Genomic DNA, 17,439 nt, shown 5'->3' on the forward strand with positions numbered 1-17,439 from the left:
GGGTGCATGGAGCCGAGTCGCCGCAGCCGCCGCGACCTCGTGGTGGACATCCTCCTCGTGGTGTTCGCGGGCGTGTTCGGGCTGGTGTCCTACGCGGGCTACGCGGCGGACCTGCACCCGACCGACCGGGTACCCGCGTGGGTCCTCTGGCTGGACCTGGCCTGCCTCCCGCTGGGCTGCCTGGCCCTGTGGTGGCGGCGGGACCGCCCGCTGGCCGTGGCGCTGGTCATCGTCCTGCTCGCCTCGTTCTCCACCTCGGTGATCGGCGCGCTGACGGTGTCCATCATCGGGCTGGCCGTCTACCGCCCCCTGCCACAGGCGGTGCTGGGGGCCTTCCTGGCCGTGGTCCTCGGCCTGCCCTGGGTCGCGCTGGTGCCCGACACCACCGGCGACTCCGTCGTCACCGCGATCGTCATCCTGGTGTTGATGAGCGCCTACGTGGCGTGGGGTGCGGCCATCCGCTCCCGCAGGCGACTGGTCGAGCGGTTGCGGGAGGACGTGCGCCGCGAACGCGAACTGAGGGAGGAACGGTTGGCCGCCGCCCGGGTGGACGAACGTCGCAGGATCGCCCGCGAGATGCACGACGTGGTCGCCCACCGCATGTCCCTGCTGTCCGTGCACGCCGGGGCGCTGGCCTTCCGCACCGAACGGGCGGAGACCGGGGAGGCGGAGCCGCTCAAGGCCGCGGAGGTGGGCTCCGCGGTCCGGGTCATCCGCGACAACGCGCACCGGGTCCTGGACGAACTCGGCGACATCCTCACCGTGCTGCGCTCGGGTGACCTGTCCGGGGAGGACGAGGGCACCCACCAGCCCCGGCTCACGGACGTCGCACGGCTGGTGGCGGAGGCCGTCGACGCGGGGGAGAAGGTCTCCTACACCTCTGACCTGCCCGAGGGCGTCGAACCCCGGGACCAGGTCAGGCGCACCGCCTACCGGGTGGTGCAGGAGGGGCTGACCAACACCCGCAAACACGCCCCGGGGGCCAAGGTCTCGGTCACGGTGACCGGCGCCCCGGGCCGTGAACTGGTGATCGTGGTCAGCAACGTACTACCGATCGGCAGGGCCGAGAGCGAGATCCCCGGCGCCGGGGCCGGACTGGCGGGGCTGGCCGAACGGGTGCACCTGGACGGAGGGCGCTTGAGACACGGTCCCTCCCGTGGCCGCTTCCGGTTGACCGCCGTGCTGCCCTGGCACGTGGACCAGCCCACGAGGCCCGCCGATGACCGTGGCCGGAAGGTGTCATAGTGGAGCCCGTGAACGCTCCGGTCCGGGTCCTGCTCGTGGACGACGACGCCCTGGTACGCGCCGGTCTGCGCCTGATGCTCTCCGGAGGCGGCGACATCGAGGTCGTGGGCGAGGCCGACGACGGCTCCCAGGTGGCGGCCGCCGTGGCCGAGCACCGTCCGGACGTGGTCCTCATGGACGTGCGCATGCCGGGGGTCGACGGTATCGCCGCCACCGAGCAGCTGAGAACGGGGCTGTCGGATGGAACGCCCCGGTTCCCGGGACCGCAGGTGCTGGTGCTGACCACCTTCGACGCCGACGCCACCGTCGTGCGGGCCCTGCGCGCGGGCGCCGCCGGATACCTGCTCAAGCACACGGACCCGGCGCGGATCGTCGAGGCCGTGCGCCGCGCCGCGCTGGGCGAACCGGTGCTGTCACCGAGCGTGGCCCGCGCGCTGATGGACCGGGTGGCCGGGATCGACCAGGTGGAGCGTTCCGAGGCTCCCACGCGCCGTGATCGCGCCCGGGCCCGGTTGGCGCTGCTCACCGAGAGGGAACGGGATGTGGCCGAGGCAGTGACCGAGGGGCTCTCCAACGCGGAGATCGCGGATCGCCTGTTCATGTCCATGGGCACCGTCAAGGCACACGTGTCCAGTGCGCTGACCAAGCTGGACCTGTCGGGCCGCATCCAGTTGGCCCTGCTCACTCATGACGCTCGGGACCTCGAGGGCTGAGCGGCCGGTTCTCTCGGCGCCTTCAGGCCGCGGCGGCGGTGGCCATCGCGGCGGCCAGGGCGGCGGACTCCTCCTCGCCGGGCAGCGGAAGGTCGGTGGCCAGACGCGCCATGATCATTCCGGAGAGCAGGTCGGCGACGAGCCGGGCCCGCTCCGTTCCGGGGATCTCACCGCGCTCCACCGCGCGCTCCAGCAGCGCGGTGACCAGCTCCAGACGTCGGTTGAGGAGCCCGCGGATGATCACCGCGCCCGGTTGTTCCCGCAGCGCCGCCACGAGGGCGTGTCTGGCCAGCGTCTGCGTGGCCTGCTCCTCGAACACCCGGTACACGGCGCGGACGGCGGCGGTCAGGTCGCCGGTGAGGGAGCCGGTGTCGGGGACCTCGATCCGGTCGATCGTGATCTGCTCGGCGGCGGCCAGGAGAAGTTCCTCCTTGGTGGCGTATCGCCGGAACACGCTGGTCCGGCCGACCCCCGCGCGTTCGGCGACCTCGTCGAAGGTCAGCTCGAACCCGCGTTCCCGGAGCAGCCCCACCGTGGCCCGCCGGATGGCCTCGTCCACGGCGGGATCGGGGCGGCGGCCACCGCGTCCCTTGCGCATTACCTCTCCCGGATTCTTGACAGTGATTCTGGTACTCGTAGTATCGATACTACGAGTACCGGTATTGAGAGTACCGTTGAATCGCCGTAAGGAGAAACGGCATGAGCGTCATCATCGTCGGGGCCGGGCCCACCGGTCTCATGCTCGCGGGGGACCTCGCGGAGGCCGGGGCGGACGTCACCCTCCTGGAGAAGCGGGCCGAGGAATCCAACCTGACCCGTGCCTTCGCCCTGCACGCCCGCACCCTCGAACTCTTCGACATGCGCGGTATCGCCGACGAGATCGTCGACCAGGGCTTCGAGGTGTCCGGGGTCCGCGTGGACCTGGGAGGTGGGGAGACGGCCCTGGACCTGGACCACCCCGAAAGCCGGTTCAAGTACGTGCTGACCGTCGCGCAGGCGCGCACCGAGACACTCCTCCAACGCCGGGCCGAGGACCTGGGCGTGCGGATCCGCAGGGGAGCCGAGGTGGTGGGGCTCGAACAGGACGGTGACGGGGTCACCCTCAGCGTCCGAACCCGGGACGGAGCGCACACCGAACGCGCCTCCTACGTGGTGGGTGCGGACGGGGCGCACAGCGTCGTCCGCAGGTTGCTGGGAGTGGGGTTCAGCGGACGCAGCTACGACACCCACATCATCCTCGCCGACGTGCGCCCGGACCAGGAACTGCCTCCCGCGATCAACCCGTACATGGGAGCGGACGGTGTCGCCCTGCTGCCGCCCTACGGGGACGGCTGGTTCCGCGCCATCGTCTGGGACCGCAGCCGACAGGACGTACCCCTCGACCACCCGGTCAGCCTGGACGAGCTCAACGACTCCCTGCGGCGGATCACCGGCGGACGGGTCAGCGTCGCCGAGATGAGCTGGTCCACCCGTTTCCTCAGCGAACGCCGTCAGGCCGACCGCTACCGGGTCGGGCGGGTCCTGCTCGCCGGTGACGCCGCCCACGTGCACTCGCCGATGGGCGCCATGGGTATGAACACCGGCATCCAGGACGCCGCCAACCTGGCCTGGAAGCTGGCCGCGCAGGAACGGGGGCGGGCCCCGACCTGGTTGCTCGACACCTACGAGGGGGAACGCCATCCGGTGGGCCGTCAGGCCCTGCGTGTCACCGACTTCGTCCAGCGCATGGCGGTGGCGCCCGCGCCGATCCGTGCCATCCGACCCCACGTGGTCCCGAGGCTCCTCCGCGTCCGCAGGTTCACCGCGGCGATGCGCAGGCTGATCTCCGGTCTGGGTGTGCGCTACGACCGGCCCCGCGAGGTGGAGGACTCGCCGTCGGTGGGCCGCCGCGTGGACGATCTGCCGTTGGTCCGCGCGGGGGAGCCGACCCGGCTGTACGAGCTGGTGGACCCCGCCCGGTTCACCCTGCTCGACACCACCGCGCAGGGGAGCGCAGCCGAGGCCGCCCAGCCCTGGGAGGACCGTGTCCTGTCCGTGCGTGTCCGGGGCGACCTCCCCGAGGGCGCGGACGTGCTCCTCGTCCGGCCCGACGGGTACGTCGCCTGGAGCGGCGAACGCCCCGCCCCCGGTCAGGTCCGCCAGGTCCTCGCCGAGTGGACCGGCGCCCCCTGACCCTCAGACGGAGGGCGCCGGGGGTGTCTCCCGCACGACACGGCGGGACATCCGGAGGAACGAGAACCACTGCGCCACCACCAGGAACGCCGTGGCGGCGGCGTAGGCCGACCACAGGTCGGCCAGTCCTCCCCGTTCCACGAGCGGCACCGAGGACAGCACGAGGACCCCGTACCCGAGAGCGAAGGCGTACATGGCGGGCCGGGTGTCCTTGAGCCCGAGCAACCCCGAGTTGGGTGCCGACTGGAGGGCGTCGAACGCGCCCACCAGGCACAGCAGCGGGACGAGCGCGACCACCCCCGCGCGCACGCCGGGGTCGTCGGTGAACAGCCCCACCACGGGGTCCGCCGCCCACCACAACAGCGCGCCGCTGACCAGCACCACCGGGATCGACACCAGGTAGCTCGCCACCACGGTGCGCACCACCAGCGCCCGGTCCCGGACCAGGGCCGCGCGCACGGTGAACGGGACGGTGGCCTGCCCCACGCTGACGAAGGAGATGAAGGCCATCCCCACGAGCACCACGGCGACCTGGTGCATGGCGGCCTCCTCCGGGCCGATCCGGGCGACCACCACGGCCAGGACGCTCAACGACCCCGACTTGATCAACAGCGTGGAACCCGTGGGCAGCCCCACCTTCGCCATCCTGCCGATCCCCGCCCACCGGGGCGCCCCGAACCCGATCCGGTGCCCGCGCAGGATCGTGCCGCGTCGGACCACCGCGAAGTTCAGGCCCACGGTGATCACGTTCATCGCGAGCATGGAGACCCCCGCGCCGAGCAGCCCCAGAGCCGGGAAGGGGCCGAGCCCGAGCACCAGGGTCGGGGTCGAAACCAGAGAGAAGGCCACGGCGGCCAGGGACAACGCCAGCACCGCCCTGGTGTGGCCCAACCCGACCAGCAGCACGGTGGTCGCGTTCTTGACCGCCGCCAGCACCACGTACCCGGCCATGAACAGGGGGTAGAGCCCGAGGGCGGCCACCGTGGGTTCGGCCACACCGATCCACCGCGCACCCGGGGGAACGGCGAGGATCATCAGCCCGCCCACGATCCCCAGGAGCAGACCGAGCCACAGTCCGTCACGCAGGACCGGTGCCAGCGCACGGGGTGACCCCTCGTTCTCCGTGAAGAAGGGCAGGGAGCCGCGCAGGGTGCCGTGCACGACCATGATCATCGGGTTGAACACGGCGATCACCAGCGCGTACGCGGCCAGCTGCACGGTGCCGGAGTTGCCCAGGACCGCCGCGGTGACCGCGCTCCCGATGAGGGTGGACAGCATGGACAGGAAGAGCGGCGCGGCCTGGCCCGCGATCCTCCAGGCGATCACTCCCGCGCGCTCGGGCAGGTCGGCGGTGGACGGGGGTTCGGACACGGGGGTCCGGTCGGTGCGTGTTGACATGCTCGGGGATGACTCCTCGGGGGGTTGGGCGTTTCCCGGAAGGACGGGGCCGTAGCATCTGGCTCGACAGGGTCTTCGACGAGAGAGGACGGTTCTCATGGCCGAGAAGCGCGTGGTGTGGGCGAAGAAGCTGCCGGAGGTCTACAAGAAGCTCGACGAGATCGACGTGGTCATCGCCGACCACCTGGACGTCAAGCTGCTCGAACTGATCAAACTCCGGGCCTCCGTCCTCAACGGCTGCGCCTTCTGCGTGGACCTTCATACCCAGAAGGCGCTCAAGGAGGGCGAGTCCCAGCAGCGACTCTTCCTGGTCTCCACCTGGTACGAGGCCGGTGAGCGGTTCACCGAGCGCGAGCGCGCCGCCCTCGCCCTCACCGACGAGATGACCGAGCTCGGCGGCACCGGGGTCTCCGACGAGGCCTACGAGTCGGCTGCCGAGTTCTTCGACGAGACCGAACTCGCGGCCCTGATGTCCGCCATCGCGATGATCAACCTCTACAACAGGCTCGCGGTCACCAGCCAGCTGCACCCCAAGGAGCGCTAGGACGCTCCGCCGTTCCCGCGCCGGGGGTAGGCCCCCGGTGCGGAATGGTCTGCGGGTGCCGGTGGGTGTCCCCGTCCGGTGTACCGGGGGCGGTGTCAGCCCCGGGCACGGGTGTGTGTTCGTGGAGCGGTGCGGCCACTCCCGAGCCGCCCTGAGGCGTGCCCGGTGTGGCTCCCCGCCACGTGGTGTGGAGGCGGCGAGCAGCGTCGACAGCGCCTCGTGCAGGCCCGGTCGGGCGTCGTCCTGGAGAACCAGGTGTCGGGTGGCCCGGCCGGGCATGGCGGACCAGGCCGCGCGTGAGGTGCCCAGGGTGGACGGCGGCCCCTCGGGTGCGGGGTCCGTGACCACGGTGGGCGCGAGCCCGGCCAGGGCTCGCGCCAGCGCGCGGGCGCCCCGGCTCGGCGCCGGTGCGTCGTCACCGCGCGGGAGACGCGCACGTCGCCGGTCACAGGGCCTCCTTGGGGGCGGGGCAGTGCTCCGCGCCGAACTCCAGGGCGTCCAGGGTCAGCGAGACCACCGCCGACCGGTGCTCCTCCAGGACGTCGACGTCGACCACGGTGCGTAGGGCCCCCGGTACCAGCGTGGCCAGCGCACCTTCCACCGCTCTTTCCCCGCGCCGGTTCCGTAGCCCGCCGACCACCCCCGGCCAGCGGCCCTCCAGCACGGCGCCGTTGGCCACCGCCGTGTGCCAGACCGCCGACAGGTGCGGAGGGGGAACCGACCCGGCCACCGGGCCAGCTCCGGCACTGGCGGCGAGCGCGGCCGACATGCGTCCCCCGTCGGCTCCCCAGGCGGACAGGGCGCGGGCGAGCGGCACGTGGGACTCCGGTACGTCGTGGTCGAGGTCCACGAGCACGGCCTCCCCGGTGGTCCAGTTCAGGTGGGGGAGCGGGCGCGGCGGTTCCAGGACCGAGGTGTCGGGGTCCGTCACGGGCTCAGCCGCGAAGCACACCGAACGCCGCGCCCCGTGGCCGGAGTTGCCGACCAGGCTGGGCAGCTCCTCGTGTTCCACCGGGGTCGGCACCGCGACCAGCGCGCGGGTCCCGGTGCGCCGGACGAACCGCAGCACCTCCCGGTCGTCGGGCTCCTCCTCCCTGCCCTCGGCCGCCAGGAACCCGGCCAGGTCGGCGGAGAGCCCCGAGGGCAGCGCCAGGGCGACCGTGGGCACGTAGGGGTTGACCACCGGAACCGCTCCGGCTCCGGTGAACACCGCCCACCGGGCCAGGGTCGCGGTACGCGACCCCCACTCGACGAAGAACGAGACCGCGGCCTCCGGGTGGGCGTCCAGGTACCGTTCCACGGTTCCCGCGAAGCCCTCCGCGAGCCGCACGTCGTCCTGGAGGACCAGGTGGTGGGTGGTGTCGTACCGCTCGGCGGCGCCGAAGGCCACTGTGGCGCTGCGCAGGGCGGTGGGCGGGCCGGTCGGGTCGGGGTCCAGGGCCAGCCCGGTGAGGGGCAGGCCGGTGTGTTCGGCGACCCTCCTCGCGGACTCGGCTCGGCGGGGATGGGACATCACGGAGGCGGACACACGGATTCGCGGCAGACGCGGACGGGGGGTACGCATGCCTTCCATCCTAGGTTCCGAAAGCCCGGGATCCCGGTTGTCCACAGGCCTCCCGGTCGGCGGGAGAGTCCTTCCGCACCCGCTCGCGTCTTGCGAACGGGCGCGGGTTCGGGGACCCTCCGGCCTTAACTCCTAATTCCCTACCTGTATAGTCAGGTTTGTTCCTCGGCTCCTCCGCGAAAGACGCCCCCACATGTGCCTCCACCGGGGCGGCCCGTCTGGGTGCCCGGATCGCGGACGCTGTGCGCGCCCCGGCCCGGTGACATGCGCGCGCCCCCGCCCCGAGCGTACGGTGCGGGGGCGGCGCAAGGGGGCGCAGGCTCAGTTGGGCGACTGCTGGTGGCCGTGTTCCGGGGACGAGGTCGGCCGGGGCGCGGCGCGCGGCCGATCGTGGGCCGCCCGGTAGCCGGCCTGGTAGCTGGCCTCGCGGGAGCGCTCGGAGTCGTCGTCGCCGACCGCGATGGGCCACCCGGCGGTCAGACCGTAGATGACCAGGATGTCGAGGGCGATGACCACCACCGACCACAGCGGCATCGCGATCAGGAAGGCCAGTTGGGCGACGGCGTTCAGCGCGGACAGGACGATGGCGAGGACCCGAGCCCAGGCGCTGCCGGACAGGACCGCCAGACCGGCGGCGACCAGCACCACACCCCAGAGTCCGAGCAGGACGCCCCAGGCGCCGTACTCCAGGATGAGCATCTGGGTCTCCGTGGCGACGAAGAAGCCCGGGGTGAAGATCGCCGCGAGGCCCTGGATCACGTTGATGACTCCGGTGACGATGAGCAGCGTCGCGACGAAGTACTGCCAACCGTTGGCCTGTGTCCGCATGGGTGCTCCTCTGCCGGTCGCCCAGGAGTACTGACGGGGGCGACCTCTCTGGTGTCACGAGCAGGCGGATACCGACTCCGCCCCCTCATCATCGACGACGGTGCGTAAGTGGCACGGAACCTGTTCCCCCGGATCGGGCAAAGCCGGGCGGGGGCCTCGCCGGGACTCCGACACATCCGGGAAAGTTTCGTTTTTACGTAACAACGTAGAATCATGTACCGTGGGCGCGTGGCAGAACCAACCGCGGAACCCGCCCCCCACGCCAGCACGGAGCAACGCCTCGCCGACCTGGAGGCCCGGGTCGCCGAGCTGGAGCGGCCGGACCCCGCGAAGGCCGGGCCCGCCGAGAACACCTACGCCGGACACTTCTTCGTCCTGGAGGCCCTCAAGGAGCGCGCCCCCGACGACGGCTCGGTCGTCTTCGCGGGCGTCGTCCCGGTCGAGGGCGCACCGGAGCCGGTCCAGTGGCAGTACGGCAGATCCGTCGAGGACATCGAGAACCTCGACTGGTCCGTGCTGGCCGGGAACCTGGACGCCCTCGGCCACCCGGTCCGGCTCAGCATCCTGCACGCGGTCCACTCCGGAGTCTCCACCGTCGCCGAGCTGAAGGAACGCGCGGAGTTCGGCACCAGCGGCCAGATCTACCACCACGTCAACCTGCTGGTCGCGGCGGGCTGGCTGGTCACCCGCAAACGCGGCCGTTACGTCATCCCGCCGGAGCGACTGGTCCCGCTGTTGGTGATCCTCACCGCCGCACGGGGCTGAGCAACGAAACGAGGAACGAGGGGGCACGCATGCGGAGAGACACGCGGACCGGGGTGACGGCGGTGGTCGTGGCCGTCGCCGTCCTGGCCGCCGGGTTCGTCGTGCGGCCCGCGCCCCCGGACCTGTCGGCGGAGGTCACCGGCGACACCGGTCTGGCCGAACGCGCCCTCCCCCTACTGGAGGACGGCCCCCGCGCGACGGCGGCCGTCGTGGAGGTCGACGGCGACAGCGTCCGGGAGGCCTACTTCGGCGCGGACGAGACGACCCTCTACGAGATCGGTTCCGTCTCCAAGTCCCTGACCGGGCTCCTGCTGGCCGAGGCGATCGAGCGCGGCGAGGTGGAGGAGGACACCGAACTCGGTGCCCTGCTCGACCTGAAGGGCGCCCCCGCCTCGACGGTCACGCTCGCCGAGCTCTCCTCCCACCGGTCCGGGCTCCCCAGGAACCCGCCGGGCGCGGCGAACTCGGTCACCATGCTCCTGGACAACCTGCGCAACCGCGACCCCTACACCGGCGACCTCGACACCCTGCTCGACAGTGCCGCCGGGGCCGACCTCACGGACCGGGGTGAGTTCGCCTACTCCAACCTCGGCGCCGCCCTGCTGGGCCAGGCCCTGGCGGCGTCCGCCGGAACCGACTACGAGACGCTCCTCCGCCAGCGCGTGCTCGTCCCGCTCGGGATGGAGAGCACGGTCGTCCCAGCCGCTCCCGACGACGTACCCGCTGAGGCGGCCGTGGGGTACGGCACCAACGGTCGCCCCTTCTCTCCCTCGGCCAACGCCGCCTGGGCGCCCATGGGCGGGGTGTACTCCACCGGCGGCGACATGGGACTCCTCGTCCGCGCCCTGCTGGAGGGGGAGGTACCCGGCGTGGAGGCCCTGGAGCCGCGCTGGGACGACGGGCGGGGGAGCGGGATCGGCCTGGGCTGGTTCGTCACCGACCACGACGGCACCGAGGTGACCTGGCACAACGGCATGACCGGTGGATTCGCGGCCATGGTCGCCCTGGACCGCGAGGGCGGGCGCGCGGTCCTCGTGCTGGCGGACAGCGCCGTCGCCGTGGACTCCGTCGCCCTCGACCTGCTGCTGGAGAAGGCGTGAACGACACCCTGGTCAACCTCACCGTGTGGGCGGTGCTGACGGTCTGCGCCACCACCCTGACCTGGGAGATGGTGCGGTCCGCGCGAAGCCGGGAGGGCGACCACGCCTTCCCTGACCGCTGGACCGTGGTCCGGAGGTCCGCGTTCGTGGTCCTGGCCACGGCGTACACCCTGCTCGCCGTGGGATGGCTGTACGTTCCGGCGGCCCTGTGGTGGGTCAACGCCGTCCTGACCGCGACGGCCCTGGGCGCGGGAGCCGTCCGCTGGCGGGTCCTGCCCTGGAGGTCGGAGGGCGGCGGAGGCCGCGGGCGCTGGATCGGGGCCCTGCTCGTCGTGGGCCTGACCGTCGCCCTGGTCCTCTTCCTGACCCTCTGAGGGGCCAGAACCCTTCTTCGGCGGTCGCCCTCCTCGGTTTCCGAGACGAGGAATCGATAAAAGCCGTGAAAGCCCCCTTTTCGGAAAACACCGGCAATGCCGAAATGTCCATCAAAGTGACATTGTCCGGCGGGCGCGCCGCCGGTCTTCTCCCTGCCAGGGGGCCCGCTTGTGGAAAACTCCCCGCACTCCCAGGGGGGTGGTCTAACGTGAAATCCATCCGCCCCCGAGCCCACGCTTCGGGTCTTTCGGGGTGTAATCCAGACCGCACGTGACACGGGCGGGTGCAACGGCAACGAATCCGCCATCCGCACGGAAAGCCGCGAGGAACCCCTACATGGCAGTACACCTGTCCGACCGGAAACGCCCGCACCCGCGCCCCGGCCAACAGGCACTCGTCGCCCTCCTGGTTGCCTCCGCCGTGGCCGCTCCGGCATGGTCGTGGGCGGTGATCGAGACCCCCGAACCGGCCCGACCGGTCATCGCCCTCCTCGGCGGCGTGGTCGCACTGCTGCTGTGCGCCGCCGTGGCCACCGCCGCCCACCACGCGGCCGTCGCGCGCATCACCCGAGCCCACGGCACCAGGGTCAGCGCGGGGGCGCGCACCCTGGAGGAGGAGACGGGGCGGGTCGTCGACGCCCTCCTGCCAGCCCTCTCCCACGCCGCCCGTGAGGGGCGGCCCCTCCAGCGCGTGCTCGCCGACCACCCCCGGCCCACCCACCCCACGGTCGACCGGCTCGCGCACGCCCTCACGACCCAGCTCGCCGACGCCGAGCGCCGGGCCACCGAGGCCCGTACGGCGCGCACGGAGATCGAGAACGAGGTCACCGACCTGGCCGACACCACCCTGCCGTTCATCGTGCACCGCGTCCGCCAGGACCGCACCATCGCCGAGGAGGTCCTCGCCCAGGAGCTCCGGGAGGTCCACCCGGCCGTGGCCCACCTGCGCACCCGCGTGATCGAGGAACTGGTGACCGCCGAACGCCGCAGCGCCACCGCGCTGATCTCGGCAGCCAACATCGGCGGGCGCGTCCAGGCGCACCTCACCACCCTGCTCGCCCAGCTCCGCGACCTGGAGTTCCGCTACGGCGACCGCTCGGACGTCTTCAACGACCTCCTGCTGGTCGACCACAACGTCTCCCGCACCGGCCGCCTCGCGGACGCGTTCGTCACCCTCGCCCGAGGCCGCTCCGGGCGACGCTGGAACCGCCCCATCGGCATGGAGAGCATCCTGCGCGGCGCCCAGGGCCGCATCACCGCCTACCGCCGGGTCCGCCTGCACTACACGCACCGTTCGGCGGTGGTCGGCTACGCGGCGGAGGGGGTCATCCAGGTGCTCGCCGAACTCATGGACAACGCGGCCAACTTCTCCGCGAACGGCACCGACGTCAACGTCTACGCCCAGGAGGAGGACAGCGGGGTCACCGTCACCGTCGAGGACAGCGGCCGGGGCCTGCGCCAGCGGGAGCGCCGGGCGGCGGAGAACTACATCGAGGAGCCCCGCACCCTGGCCACGCTCCCGGGCCTGCGCATGGGGCTGGCCGTGGTGGGAGCCCTGGCGGACAAGTACGACCTCCAGGTGAGCTTCCGGCCCTCGGCGCGGGGCGGCACCGGGGTGGTCGTGCTCATCCCGCCCAACCTCATCACCGCGTACGAGATGCCGCTGCCTCCCCGACTCCAGAAGGAGAGGGACGAGGAGCTCGCGAGGGAGGCAGAGCTGGCGGAGCGGGCCGCCGCGACCCGGACTCCCGGCCCCGGCGCCCCCGCCGTCGACGCGTCCGCACTCGACCAGGAGCCCCAGCCCCCGGCACCGCCCGCGTTCACCGCTGGGGACCCCGCCCCGAGTGACCCGGGCGTCGACGTCCTGGCCGGGGACACCCCGGCCACCGGCACTCCCTCGTCCGGAATCCCGGTGGCCGGTGCGCCCTCCGCCTCCTCCAGGCCGTGGACCCGGGCCGAACCCACTCCCTCCCGCCCGCCGTTGGCCAGGCGGGACGGCGGCCGCCGAGCCGCGGCCAAGGCCGATCCCCTCGCAGACGTCGCCGACGAGCCCGTCACCGGGTCCGCGCGGGGCACCGGGCCCGCGACCCGATCCGACGGGGACGCCGGGCCCGAGCCGGTCTTCGACCTGCCGCAGCGGTTCCGGGGCCTCACCCTGGCCCAGGCGGTGCGGGAGAACCCGGAACAGCTCTTTCCCTCCATGCGCCGTGACTTCGACCCCGACACGCGCAGGGAACTCCCCAGCCGGCTCGCCGCCTTTCGCGACGACGACGAGGACGACGACCAGGTGAACGGACCGGGCACCCTCTGGGAGGACGGTCGGTGAACACCGCCTCCGCCCCGCACCACGACACACCCGACGAAGAGGAACGGAGGGAGGGGCACCCGGCGCCGCGGCCGGACGACCGCCCCACTACCCCCATGACGACCACGGACGCCAGTCTCGACTGGCTGCTGGAGGACCTGCGACACAGGACACCGGGCATCCGCCACGTCCTGGTGCTGTCCAGGGACGGCCTCAAGATGTGCCACACCCGGGAACTGGACGTGGACCGCGCCGACCAGCTCGCCGCCATCTCCGCCGGCGTCCAGAGCCTGTCCCTGAGCGCCTCGGCCGAGTTCGGCGACGGCACCGGGTCGGGCCAGGCCATGCTGGAGTACGGCGGAGGGCTCCTGCTCATCATGGGCGCGGGCGAGGGCGCCCACCTGGCCGTCATCGCGGGATTCGAGGCGAAGGTGGGGGTGGTCGCCCGCCACATGAACCAGCTCGTCGACCAGATCGGCGGGGACCTCACCGCCNNNNCCACGAGGTGGACCCGTCCCGATGAACACGGACCCCCGTCGCGGTACCGCCGCCCAGGGCGCCCCCTCCGGATCCGAGGTACCGGACCGGTTCTACACGGTCACCTCGGGGCGCGGCGACGCCGACGATCCCGCCATGGACGCCGTCACCCTCGTCGTCGCGGAGTCCGGCCCCGCCCCCGACATGCAGTCAGAACACGCCAGCATCCTCCGGCTGTGCGCCCGGCCCACCGCCGTGGTGGAGCTCTCCGCTGAACTCAGGGCCCCGGTGAGCGTCGTCAAGGTGCTGCTCACCGACCTGCTCGACACGGGAGCGGTGGCCGCCCGGCACCCCGTGCCCGTTCGGTCCTTCCCCGCGCGAGGAGGACCCCGGCACGATCCCGAGACCCTGAAGCAGGTGCTCATTGCCCTTCAACGACTCTGACGCACACGTACCGACGGTCTCCACACCCCCGGCGCCGGTGGACGCGACCACCGCGCCGGCCCCGGGACGCCCCCCGCTGGCCAGCACCGCGAGCCAGGCGCTGAAGATCGTCATCGTCGGCGGCTTCGGCGTGGGGAAGACGACCCTGGTCGGATCGGTGAGCGAGATGCGCCCCCTGAGCACCGAGGAGGTCATGACCCAGGCCAGCGACGGGGTCGACGACCTCAGCGGGGTCCGGGACAAGCGCACCACGACGGCCGCCTTCGACTTCGGCCGGATCACCATCGACGCCACCCGGGTCCTGTACCTCTTCGGAGCCCCGGGCCAGAAGCGCTTCTGGTTCCTCTGGGAGCAGATCTTCACCGGCAGCCTCGGCGCGGTCGTCCTCGTCGACACCGCCCGGGTGGAGGACTCCTGGTACGCCATCGACCGGCTCGAACACCACCACACCCCGTTCGTCGTCGCGGTCAACCGGTTCGCCCCGGGGCCGAGCCTGCACGACGTGCGCAACGCCCTGGACCTGTCCAACGACGTCCCCCTGCTGGAGTGCGACGCCCGCAGCCGCGAGTCCAGCCGCGACGTCCTGATCTCCCTCGTCCGCCATCTGTCCCGGTACCGCCCGCCCGAGTCCGCACCGGAGAGGTCATCGTGAACAACAACGTCGGAGCCCCGGGGACCGTCGTCCCCAGGAGGCCCGCACCCCTGTCGCCCGACCACGAGCACGCCATGCGCTTCTACGGGCCCGACATCGCCTGCGACCCGGTGCCCCTCTACGAGGAGATGCGCCGTCACTACGGCCCCGTCGCCCCCATCCTCCTCGACGGTGACATCCCCGCGTGGTTCGTCCTCGGCTACCGGGAGCTGCACCACGTCTCCGACCGGCCCGAGTGGTTCGCCCGGGACTGCCGGCGCTGGAACATGTGGGACCACATCGACGACGCCTGGCCGCTGATGCCGTACGTGATGTGGACCCCCTCGGTTATGTTCGCCGAGGGTGCCGAGCACCAGCGGCGCGCGGGGGCCATCGGTGACGCCCTGGACGCCACGGACCGCGCCGACCTGCGCACCCTGTGCGAGCAGGTCTCGGACGACCTGATCGACCACTTCGCCGGGGACGGTGAGGCCGACCTCGTCAGCCAGTACGCCCACCACATCCCGGCGGGGGTGATCGCCCGGCTGTACGGCCTGCCCCAGCAGGAGGTCCCCGACCTGGTGCGCGACATCCTCGTCTCCCTCGACGTCACCGCCGACGCGGGGCAGGCCCACCACCGGGTCCAGGAGCGCATGCGGCGCATCGTCAGCGAACGCAGGGCCCACCCGCGTGACGACATCCCCTCGCGGCTGCTCCTGCACCCGGCCGGGCTCACCGACGACGAGGTGGTCATCGACCTGTTGGTGATCATGTCGGCGGCCCAGGCCCCCACTGGCAACTGGATCGGGAACACGCTGCGGCTCATGCTGCTGGACGACCACTTCTCACTCACGCTCCAGGGCGGCCGCAGCAGTTCCGGTGAGGCGCTCAACGAGGTGCTGTGGAAGAACACCCCCACGCAGAACTTCATCGGGCGGTGGGCGGTGCAGGCCTGTGAGCTGGGCGGGCGCCGGATCAGGCGCGGCGACCTCCTGGTGCTGGGGATGGCCGCGGCCAACACCGATCCCCGCCTCAATACCGGTGACCTGGGAATCTTCGGCAGCAACCGGGCGCAGATGTCGTTCGGGCACGGGGAACACGGCTGCCCGTTCCCCGCGCCCGAGGTGGCGGAGGTGATCGCCCGCGCCGCTGTGGAGACCCTCCTGGACCGGCTGCCGGACGTGCGGATGGGAGTGTCACCGGACCAGTTGCGGTGGCGGCCCTCGGTGTGGATGCGCGGACTCTACGAACTCCCCGCCCTGTACAGCCCGATCGTCGGCCGGTGTCGGCGCCAGGTGGTGTAGCCCGCCGGTCGACACCGGTGGACACGGTCGGCGGCTGTCGTGCGCGGGTCGGGGCCGGGAGTCAGGGGACGGTCCGGGGGCCGGGAGCCGGTGAGAACTCCAGGGGCAGTTCTCTCAGGCCCCTGGTGAACAGGCCCTGCTCGACCAGAGTGGCTCCTGTTGCCAGTCGCACGTTCGGCATGGCGTCGAGCAGGTCGTTGACCGCCACCCGCACCTCGGCCTCGGCCAGCAGCGCCCCCACACAGAAGTGGCGGCCGAGCGCGAAGGCCAGGTGGTCGGCGGCGGCCGAGAAGGACGTGGCCCCGGACAGCTCCGGGCGGGAGATGTCGAAACGGTCCGGGTCGGCGTACCGGTCGGGGTCGCGGTTGGCCGCCCCGATCAGGCAGGTGACCGTGGCTCCCGCGGGCACCGTTCCACCGCCGACCTCCACGTCACGGCTGGCCTGGCGCATGATCATCTGCACGGGCGGGGTGAGGCGCAGCGACTCCACGAAGGCGCGCGGGATCAGGGAACGGTCCGCGCGGACCGCCTCCAGCTGCTCCGGGTGGGTGATCAGGTTGGCGAACAGGCTGGCCAGCGCCTTGTCCGTGGTCTCCCCGCCCGCCGCCAGGAGGAGGCTGCAAAAGGCCTTGACCTCCTCGTCGGTCATCCGGGTGCCGTCGACCTCGGCCTGGCACAGGCGGGAGAGCAGGTCGTCTCCGGGCCGTTCCCTGCGTTCGGCGATGATCGGGAGCATGTACTCCGCGAACTCGTCCCTCGTGCGGAGCCCGTCCTCGGTGACCCGCGGGTCCTGGGCGAGGTTGCCGAGGAAGGCGATGATCGCCGAGTACCAGTCGTGGAAGCGGTCGTGGTGGCCCTGGTCCAGGCCGAGCATGTCCACGATGACGTTGATCGGGAACCGGGTCGCGTACTGGGAGACGAGGTCGACCCGGCCCTCGTCCCGGAACGCGTCGATGAGGGCGCGGCTGTTGCGCTCGATCACCGGCAGGAAGCGGTCCTGGAGTTCGCGGCCCCGGAACGCGGGCGCGACGAGGGCCCGACGGGTCGCGTGTTCGCGCCCGTCCAGCTGGAGGATGGTCCGGCCGTGCACCGGCTCCAGCTGCCAGCCGTAGTTGTCCGTGGAGAAGGCGCGCTCGCGGTCCTGGAAGACCCGCCGCACGTCCTCGTATCGGGAGAGGACGTAGCTGGAGGTGGGTTCGTGCCACAGCAGGGGCTCGTGATCACGCAGCAGGGAGTAGGCGCTGTAGGGGTCGTCGGCGAACGCGGGGGAGAGGAGGTCGGGGATGCCGTGTGCGTTGGACAAGTGGTCACGCTCCCAGCGGTGGCGGAGGCCAGAGGAATCCTCACAGTAGGTAGGGGTTCCGGCACGAATCCACCCCCTGACCTGGCCGAGACACGATTTCCAGGCGAAAGGAGAGAGAGGTCCGCTTTTCTGATGTCCGAAACGCGTCCGAAGAGCGGAGATTCGGTTGTCCGTGTCGGGCGTGGGGCGTGCCCGTACGAGATTCCGTGTTGGTGGGGACCCGGCCGTGCCGCCGCCTCCACGTCGGTTTTGGGGTCAGGGTGCTAATTTGT

General features: G+C 71.9%; 16 protein-coding genes and 1 pseudogene. 12 read left to right on the top strand and 5 right to left on the bottom strand.

Annotation, left to right across the window (positions count from 1 at the left end; genetic code table 11):
* Nucleotides 1–6 precede the first annotated feature (6 nt).
* Together D452_RS0117300 and D452_RS0117305 are read left to right on the top strand one after the other, a co-directional pair.
* A complete protein-coding gene (locus D452_RS0117300; RefSeq protein ID WP_017545404.1) occupies nucleotides 7–1,245 on the top strand; it encodes a sensor histidine kinase in 1,239 nt (412 codons plus the stop codon).
* Nucleotides 1,245–1,958: a response regulator transcription factor gene (locus D452_RS0117305; RefSeq protein WP_017545405.1), complete on the top strand. Its 714-nt coding sequence runs from the start codon at nucleotides 1,245–1,247 to the stop codon at nucleotides 1,956–1,958. The genes D452_RS0117300 and D452_RS0117305 overlap by 1 nt, the downstream gene beginning before the upstream one ends.
* A 22-nt stretch (nucleotides 1,959–1,980) precedes the next feature.
* Here D452_RS0117305 and D452_RS0117310 read toward each other — a convergent pair whose 3' ends face one another.
* Nucleotides 1,981–2,556, bottom strand: a complete 576-nt coding sequence (locus D452_RS0117310) for a TetR/AcrR family transcriptional regulator (protein WP_017545406.1) — start codon at nucleotides 2,554–2,556, stop codon at nucleotides 1,981–1,983.
* A 101-nt stretch (nucleotides 2,557–2,657) separates the two neighbouring features.
* Between D452_RS0117310 and D452_RS0117315 the strand changes: the two genes are divergently transcribed.
* Complete coding sequence (locus D452_RS0117315) at nucleotides 2,658–4,130, top strand: FAD-dependent oxidoreductase (RefSeq protein WP_017545407.1); 1,473 nt, start codon at nucleotides 2,658–2,660, stop codon at nucleotides 4,128–4,130.
* 3 nt (nucleotides 4,131–4,133) lie between these two features.
* Here D452_RS0117315 and D452_RS0117320 read toward each other — a convergent pair whose 3' ends face one another.
* Complete coding sequence (locus D452_RS0117320; RefSeq protein WP_017545408.1) at nucleotides 4,134–5,528, bottom strand: MATE family efflux transporter; 1,395 nt, start codon at nucleotides 5,526–5,528, stop codon at nucleotides 4,134–4,136.
* A gap of 97 nt (nucleotides 5,529–5,625) precedes the next feature.
* On the opposite strand from D452_RS0117320, the gene D452_RS0117325 reads away from it, so the two are divergent.
* The gene (locus D452_RS0117325) at nucleotides 5,626–6,072 is read left to right on the top strand and encodes a carboxymuconolactone decarboxylase family protein (RefSeq protein ID WP_017545409.1); all 447 of its coding nucleotides are present in this window, start codon (nucleotides 5,626–5,628) and stop codon (nucleotides 6,070–6,072) included.
* Between the two features lie 445 nt (nucleotides 6,073–6,517).
* On the opposite strand, the gene D452_RS0117330 is transcribed toward D452_RS0117325, so the two are convergent.
* Complete coding sequence (locus D452_RS0117330) at nucleotides 6,518–7,645, bottom strand: hypothetical protein (RefSeq protein ID WP_083927546.1); 1,128 nt, start codon at nucleotides 7,643–7,645, stop codon at nucleotides 6,518–6,520.
* Nucleotides 7,646–7,957: 312 nt separating this feature from the next.
* The gene (locus D452_RS0117335; protein ID WP_017545411.1) at nucleotides 7,958–8,464 is read right to left on the bottom strand and encodes a DUF7144 family membrane protein; all 507 of its coding nucleotides are present in this window, start codon (nucleotides 8,462–8,464) and stop codon (nucleotides 7,958–7,960) included.
* Nucleotides 8,465–8,677: 213 nt separating this feature from the next.
* Between D452_RS0117335 and D452_RS0117340 the strand changes: the two genes are divergently transcribed.
* The 8 genes and pseudogenes from D452_RS0117340 (at nucleotide 8,678) to D452_RS0117370 (ending at nucleotide 15,864) form a co-directional block, all read left to right on the top strand.
* A complete protein-coding gene (locus D452_RS0117340; protein ID WP_017545412.1) occupies nucleotides 8,678–9,229 on the top strand; it encodes an ArsR/SmtB family transcription factor in 552 nt (183 codons plus the stop codon).
* A 29-nt stretch (nucleotides 9,230–9,258) separates the two neighbouring features.
* Nucleotides 9,259–10,329 (top strand): serine hydrolase domain-containing protein, encoded by a 1,071-nt coding sequence (locus D452_RS0117345; RefSeq protein ID WP_017545413.1) that lies wholly within the window; start codon nucleotides 9,259–9,261, stop codon nucleotides 10,327–10,329.
* Nucleotides 10,326–10,703, top strand: a complete 378-nt coding sequence (locus tag D452_RS0117350; protein ID WP_017545414.1) for a hypothetical protein — start codon at nucleotides 10,326–10,328, stop codon at nucleotides 10,701–10,703. The genes D452_RS0117345 and D452_RS0117350 overlap by 4 nt, the downstream gene beginning before the upstream one ends.
* A 337-nt stretch (nucleotides 10,704–11,040) precedes the next feature.
* On the top strand, nucleotides 11,041–13,029 hold the full coding sequence (locus tag D452_RS31735; protein WP_026129414.1) for an ATP-binding protein: 1,989 nt from the start codon (nucleotides 11,041–11,043) through the stop codon (nucleotides 13,027–13,029).
* 95 nt (nucleotides 13,030–13,124) lie between these two features.
* Nucleotides 13,125–13,523: pseudogene (locus tag D452_RS29730) on the top strand (roadblock/LC7 domain-containing protein); the annotation flags it as partial.
* Between the two features lie 4 nt (nucleotides 13,524–13,527).
* Nucleotides 13,528–13,929, top strand: coding sequence for a DUF742 domain-containing protein (locus tag D452_RS0117360; RefSeq protein ID WP_017545415.1), 402 nt, complete (start codon nucleotides 13,528–13,530; stop codon nucleotides 13,927–13,929).
* A gap of 37 nt (nucleotides 13,930–13,966) precedes the next feature.
* Entirely contained in the window at nucleotides 13,967–14,581 is a 615-nt protein-coding gene (locus D452_RS0117365; RefSeq protein WP_017545416.1) for a GTP-binding protein, read from the top strand.
* On the top strand, nucleotides 14,578–15,864 hold the full coding sequence (locus tag D452_RS0117370) for a cytochrome P450 (protein WP_017545417.1): 1,287 nt from the start codon (nucleotides 14,578–14,580) through the stop codon (nucleotides 15,862–15,864). The genes D452_RS0117365 and D452_RS0117370 overlap by 4 nt, the downstream gene beginning before the upstream one ends.
* A 61-nt stretch (nucleotides 15,865–15,925) precedes the next feature.
* Here D452_RS0117370 and D452_RS0117375 read toward each other — a convergent pair whose 3' ends face one another.
* The gene (locus tag D452_RS0117375; protein ID WP_017545418.1) at nucleotides 15,926–17,167 is read right to left on the bottom strand and encodes a cytochrome P450; all 1,242 of its coding nucleotides are present in this window, start codon (nucleotides 17,165–17,167) and stop codon (nucleotides 15,926–15,928) included.
* Between the last annotated feature and the right edge of the window lie 272 nt (nucleotides 17,168–17,439).

The organism is Nocardiopsis prasina DSM 43845 (assembly GCF_000341265.1).
Classification (GTDB): domain Bacteria; phylum Actinomycetota; class Actinomycetes; order Streptosporangiales; family Streptosporangiaceae; genus Nocardiopsis; species Nocardiopsis prasina.

What these genes read in the sequence shown, in the direction of transcription:
- D452_RS31735 (WP_026129414.1), top strand. Translation starts at nt 11,041, where the DNA reads ATGGCAGTACACCTGTCCGACCGGAAACGCCCGCACCCGCGCCCCGGC.
- D452_RS0117330 (WP_083927546.1), bottom strand. Translation starts at nt 7,645, where the DNA reads ATGGAAGGCATGCGTACCCCCCGTCCGCGTCTGCCGCGAATCCGTGTG.
- D452_RS0117340 (WP_017545412.1), top strand. Translation starts at nt 8,678, where the DNA reads ATGTACCGTGGGCGCGTGGCAGAACCAACCGCGGAACCCGCCCCCCAC.
- D452_RS0117335 (WP_017545411.1), bottom strand. Translation starts at nt 8,464, where the DNA reads ATGCGGACACAGGCCAACGGTTGGCAGTACTTCGTCGCGACGCTGCTC.
- D452_RS0117325 (WP_017545409.1), top strand. Translation starts at nt 5,626, where the DNA reads ATGGCCGAGAAGCGCGTGGTGTGGGCGAAGAAGCTGCCGGAGGTCTAC.
- D452_RS0117345 (WP_017545413.1), top strand. Translation starts at nt 9,259, where the DNA reads ATGCGGAGAGACACGCGGACCGGGGTGACGGCGGTGGTCGTGGCCGTC.
- D452_RS0117310 (WP_017545406.1), bottom strand. Translation starts at nt 2,556, where the DNA reads ATGCGCAAGGGACGCGGTGGCCGCCGCCCCGATCCCGCCGTGGACGAG.
- D452_RS0117315 (WP_017545407.1), top strand. Translation starts at nt 2,658, where the DNA reads ATGAGCGTCATCATCGTCGGGGCCGGGCCCACCGGTCTCATGCTCGCG.
- D452_RS0117320 (WP_017545408.1), bottom strand. Translation starts at nt 5,528, where the DNA reads ATGTCAACACGCACCGACCGGACCCCCGTGTCCGAACCCCCGTCCACC.
- D452_RS0117360 (WP_017545415.1), top strand. Translation starts at nt 13,528, where the DNA reads ATGAACACGGACCCCCGTCGCGGTACCGCCGCCCAGGGCGCCCCCTCC.
- D452_RS0117300 (WP_017545404.1), top strand. Translation starts at nt 7, where the DNA reads ATGGAGCCGAGTCGCCGCAGCCGCCGCGACCTCGTGGTGGACATCCTC.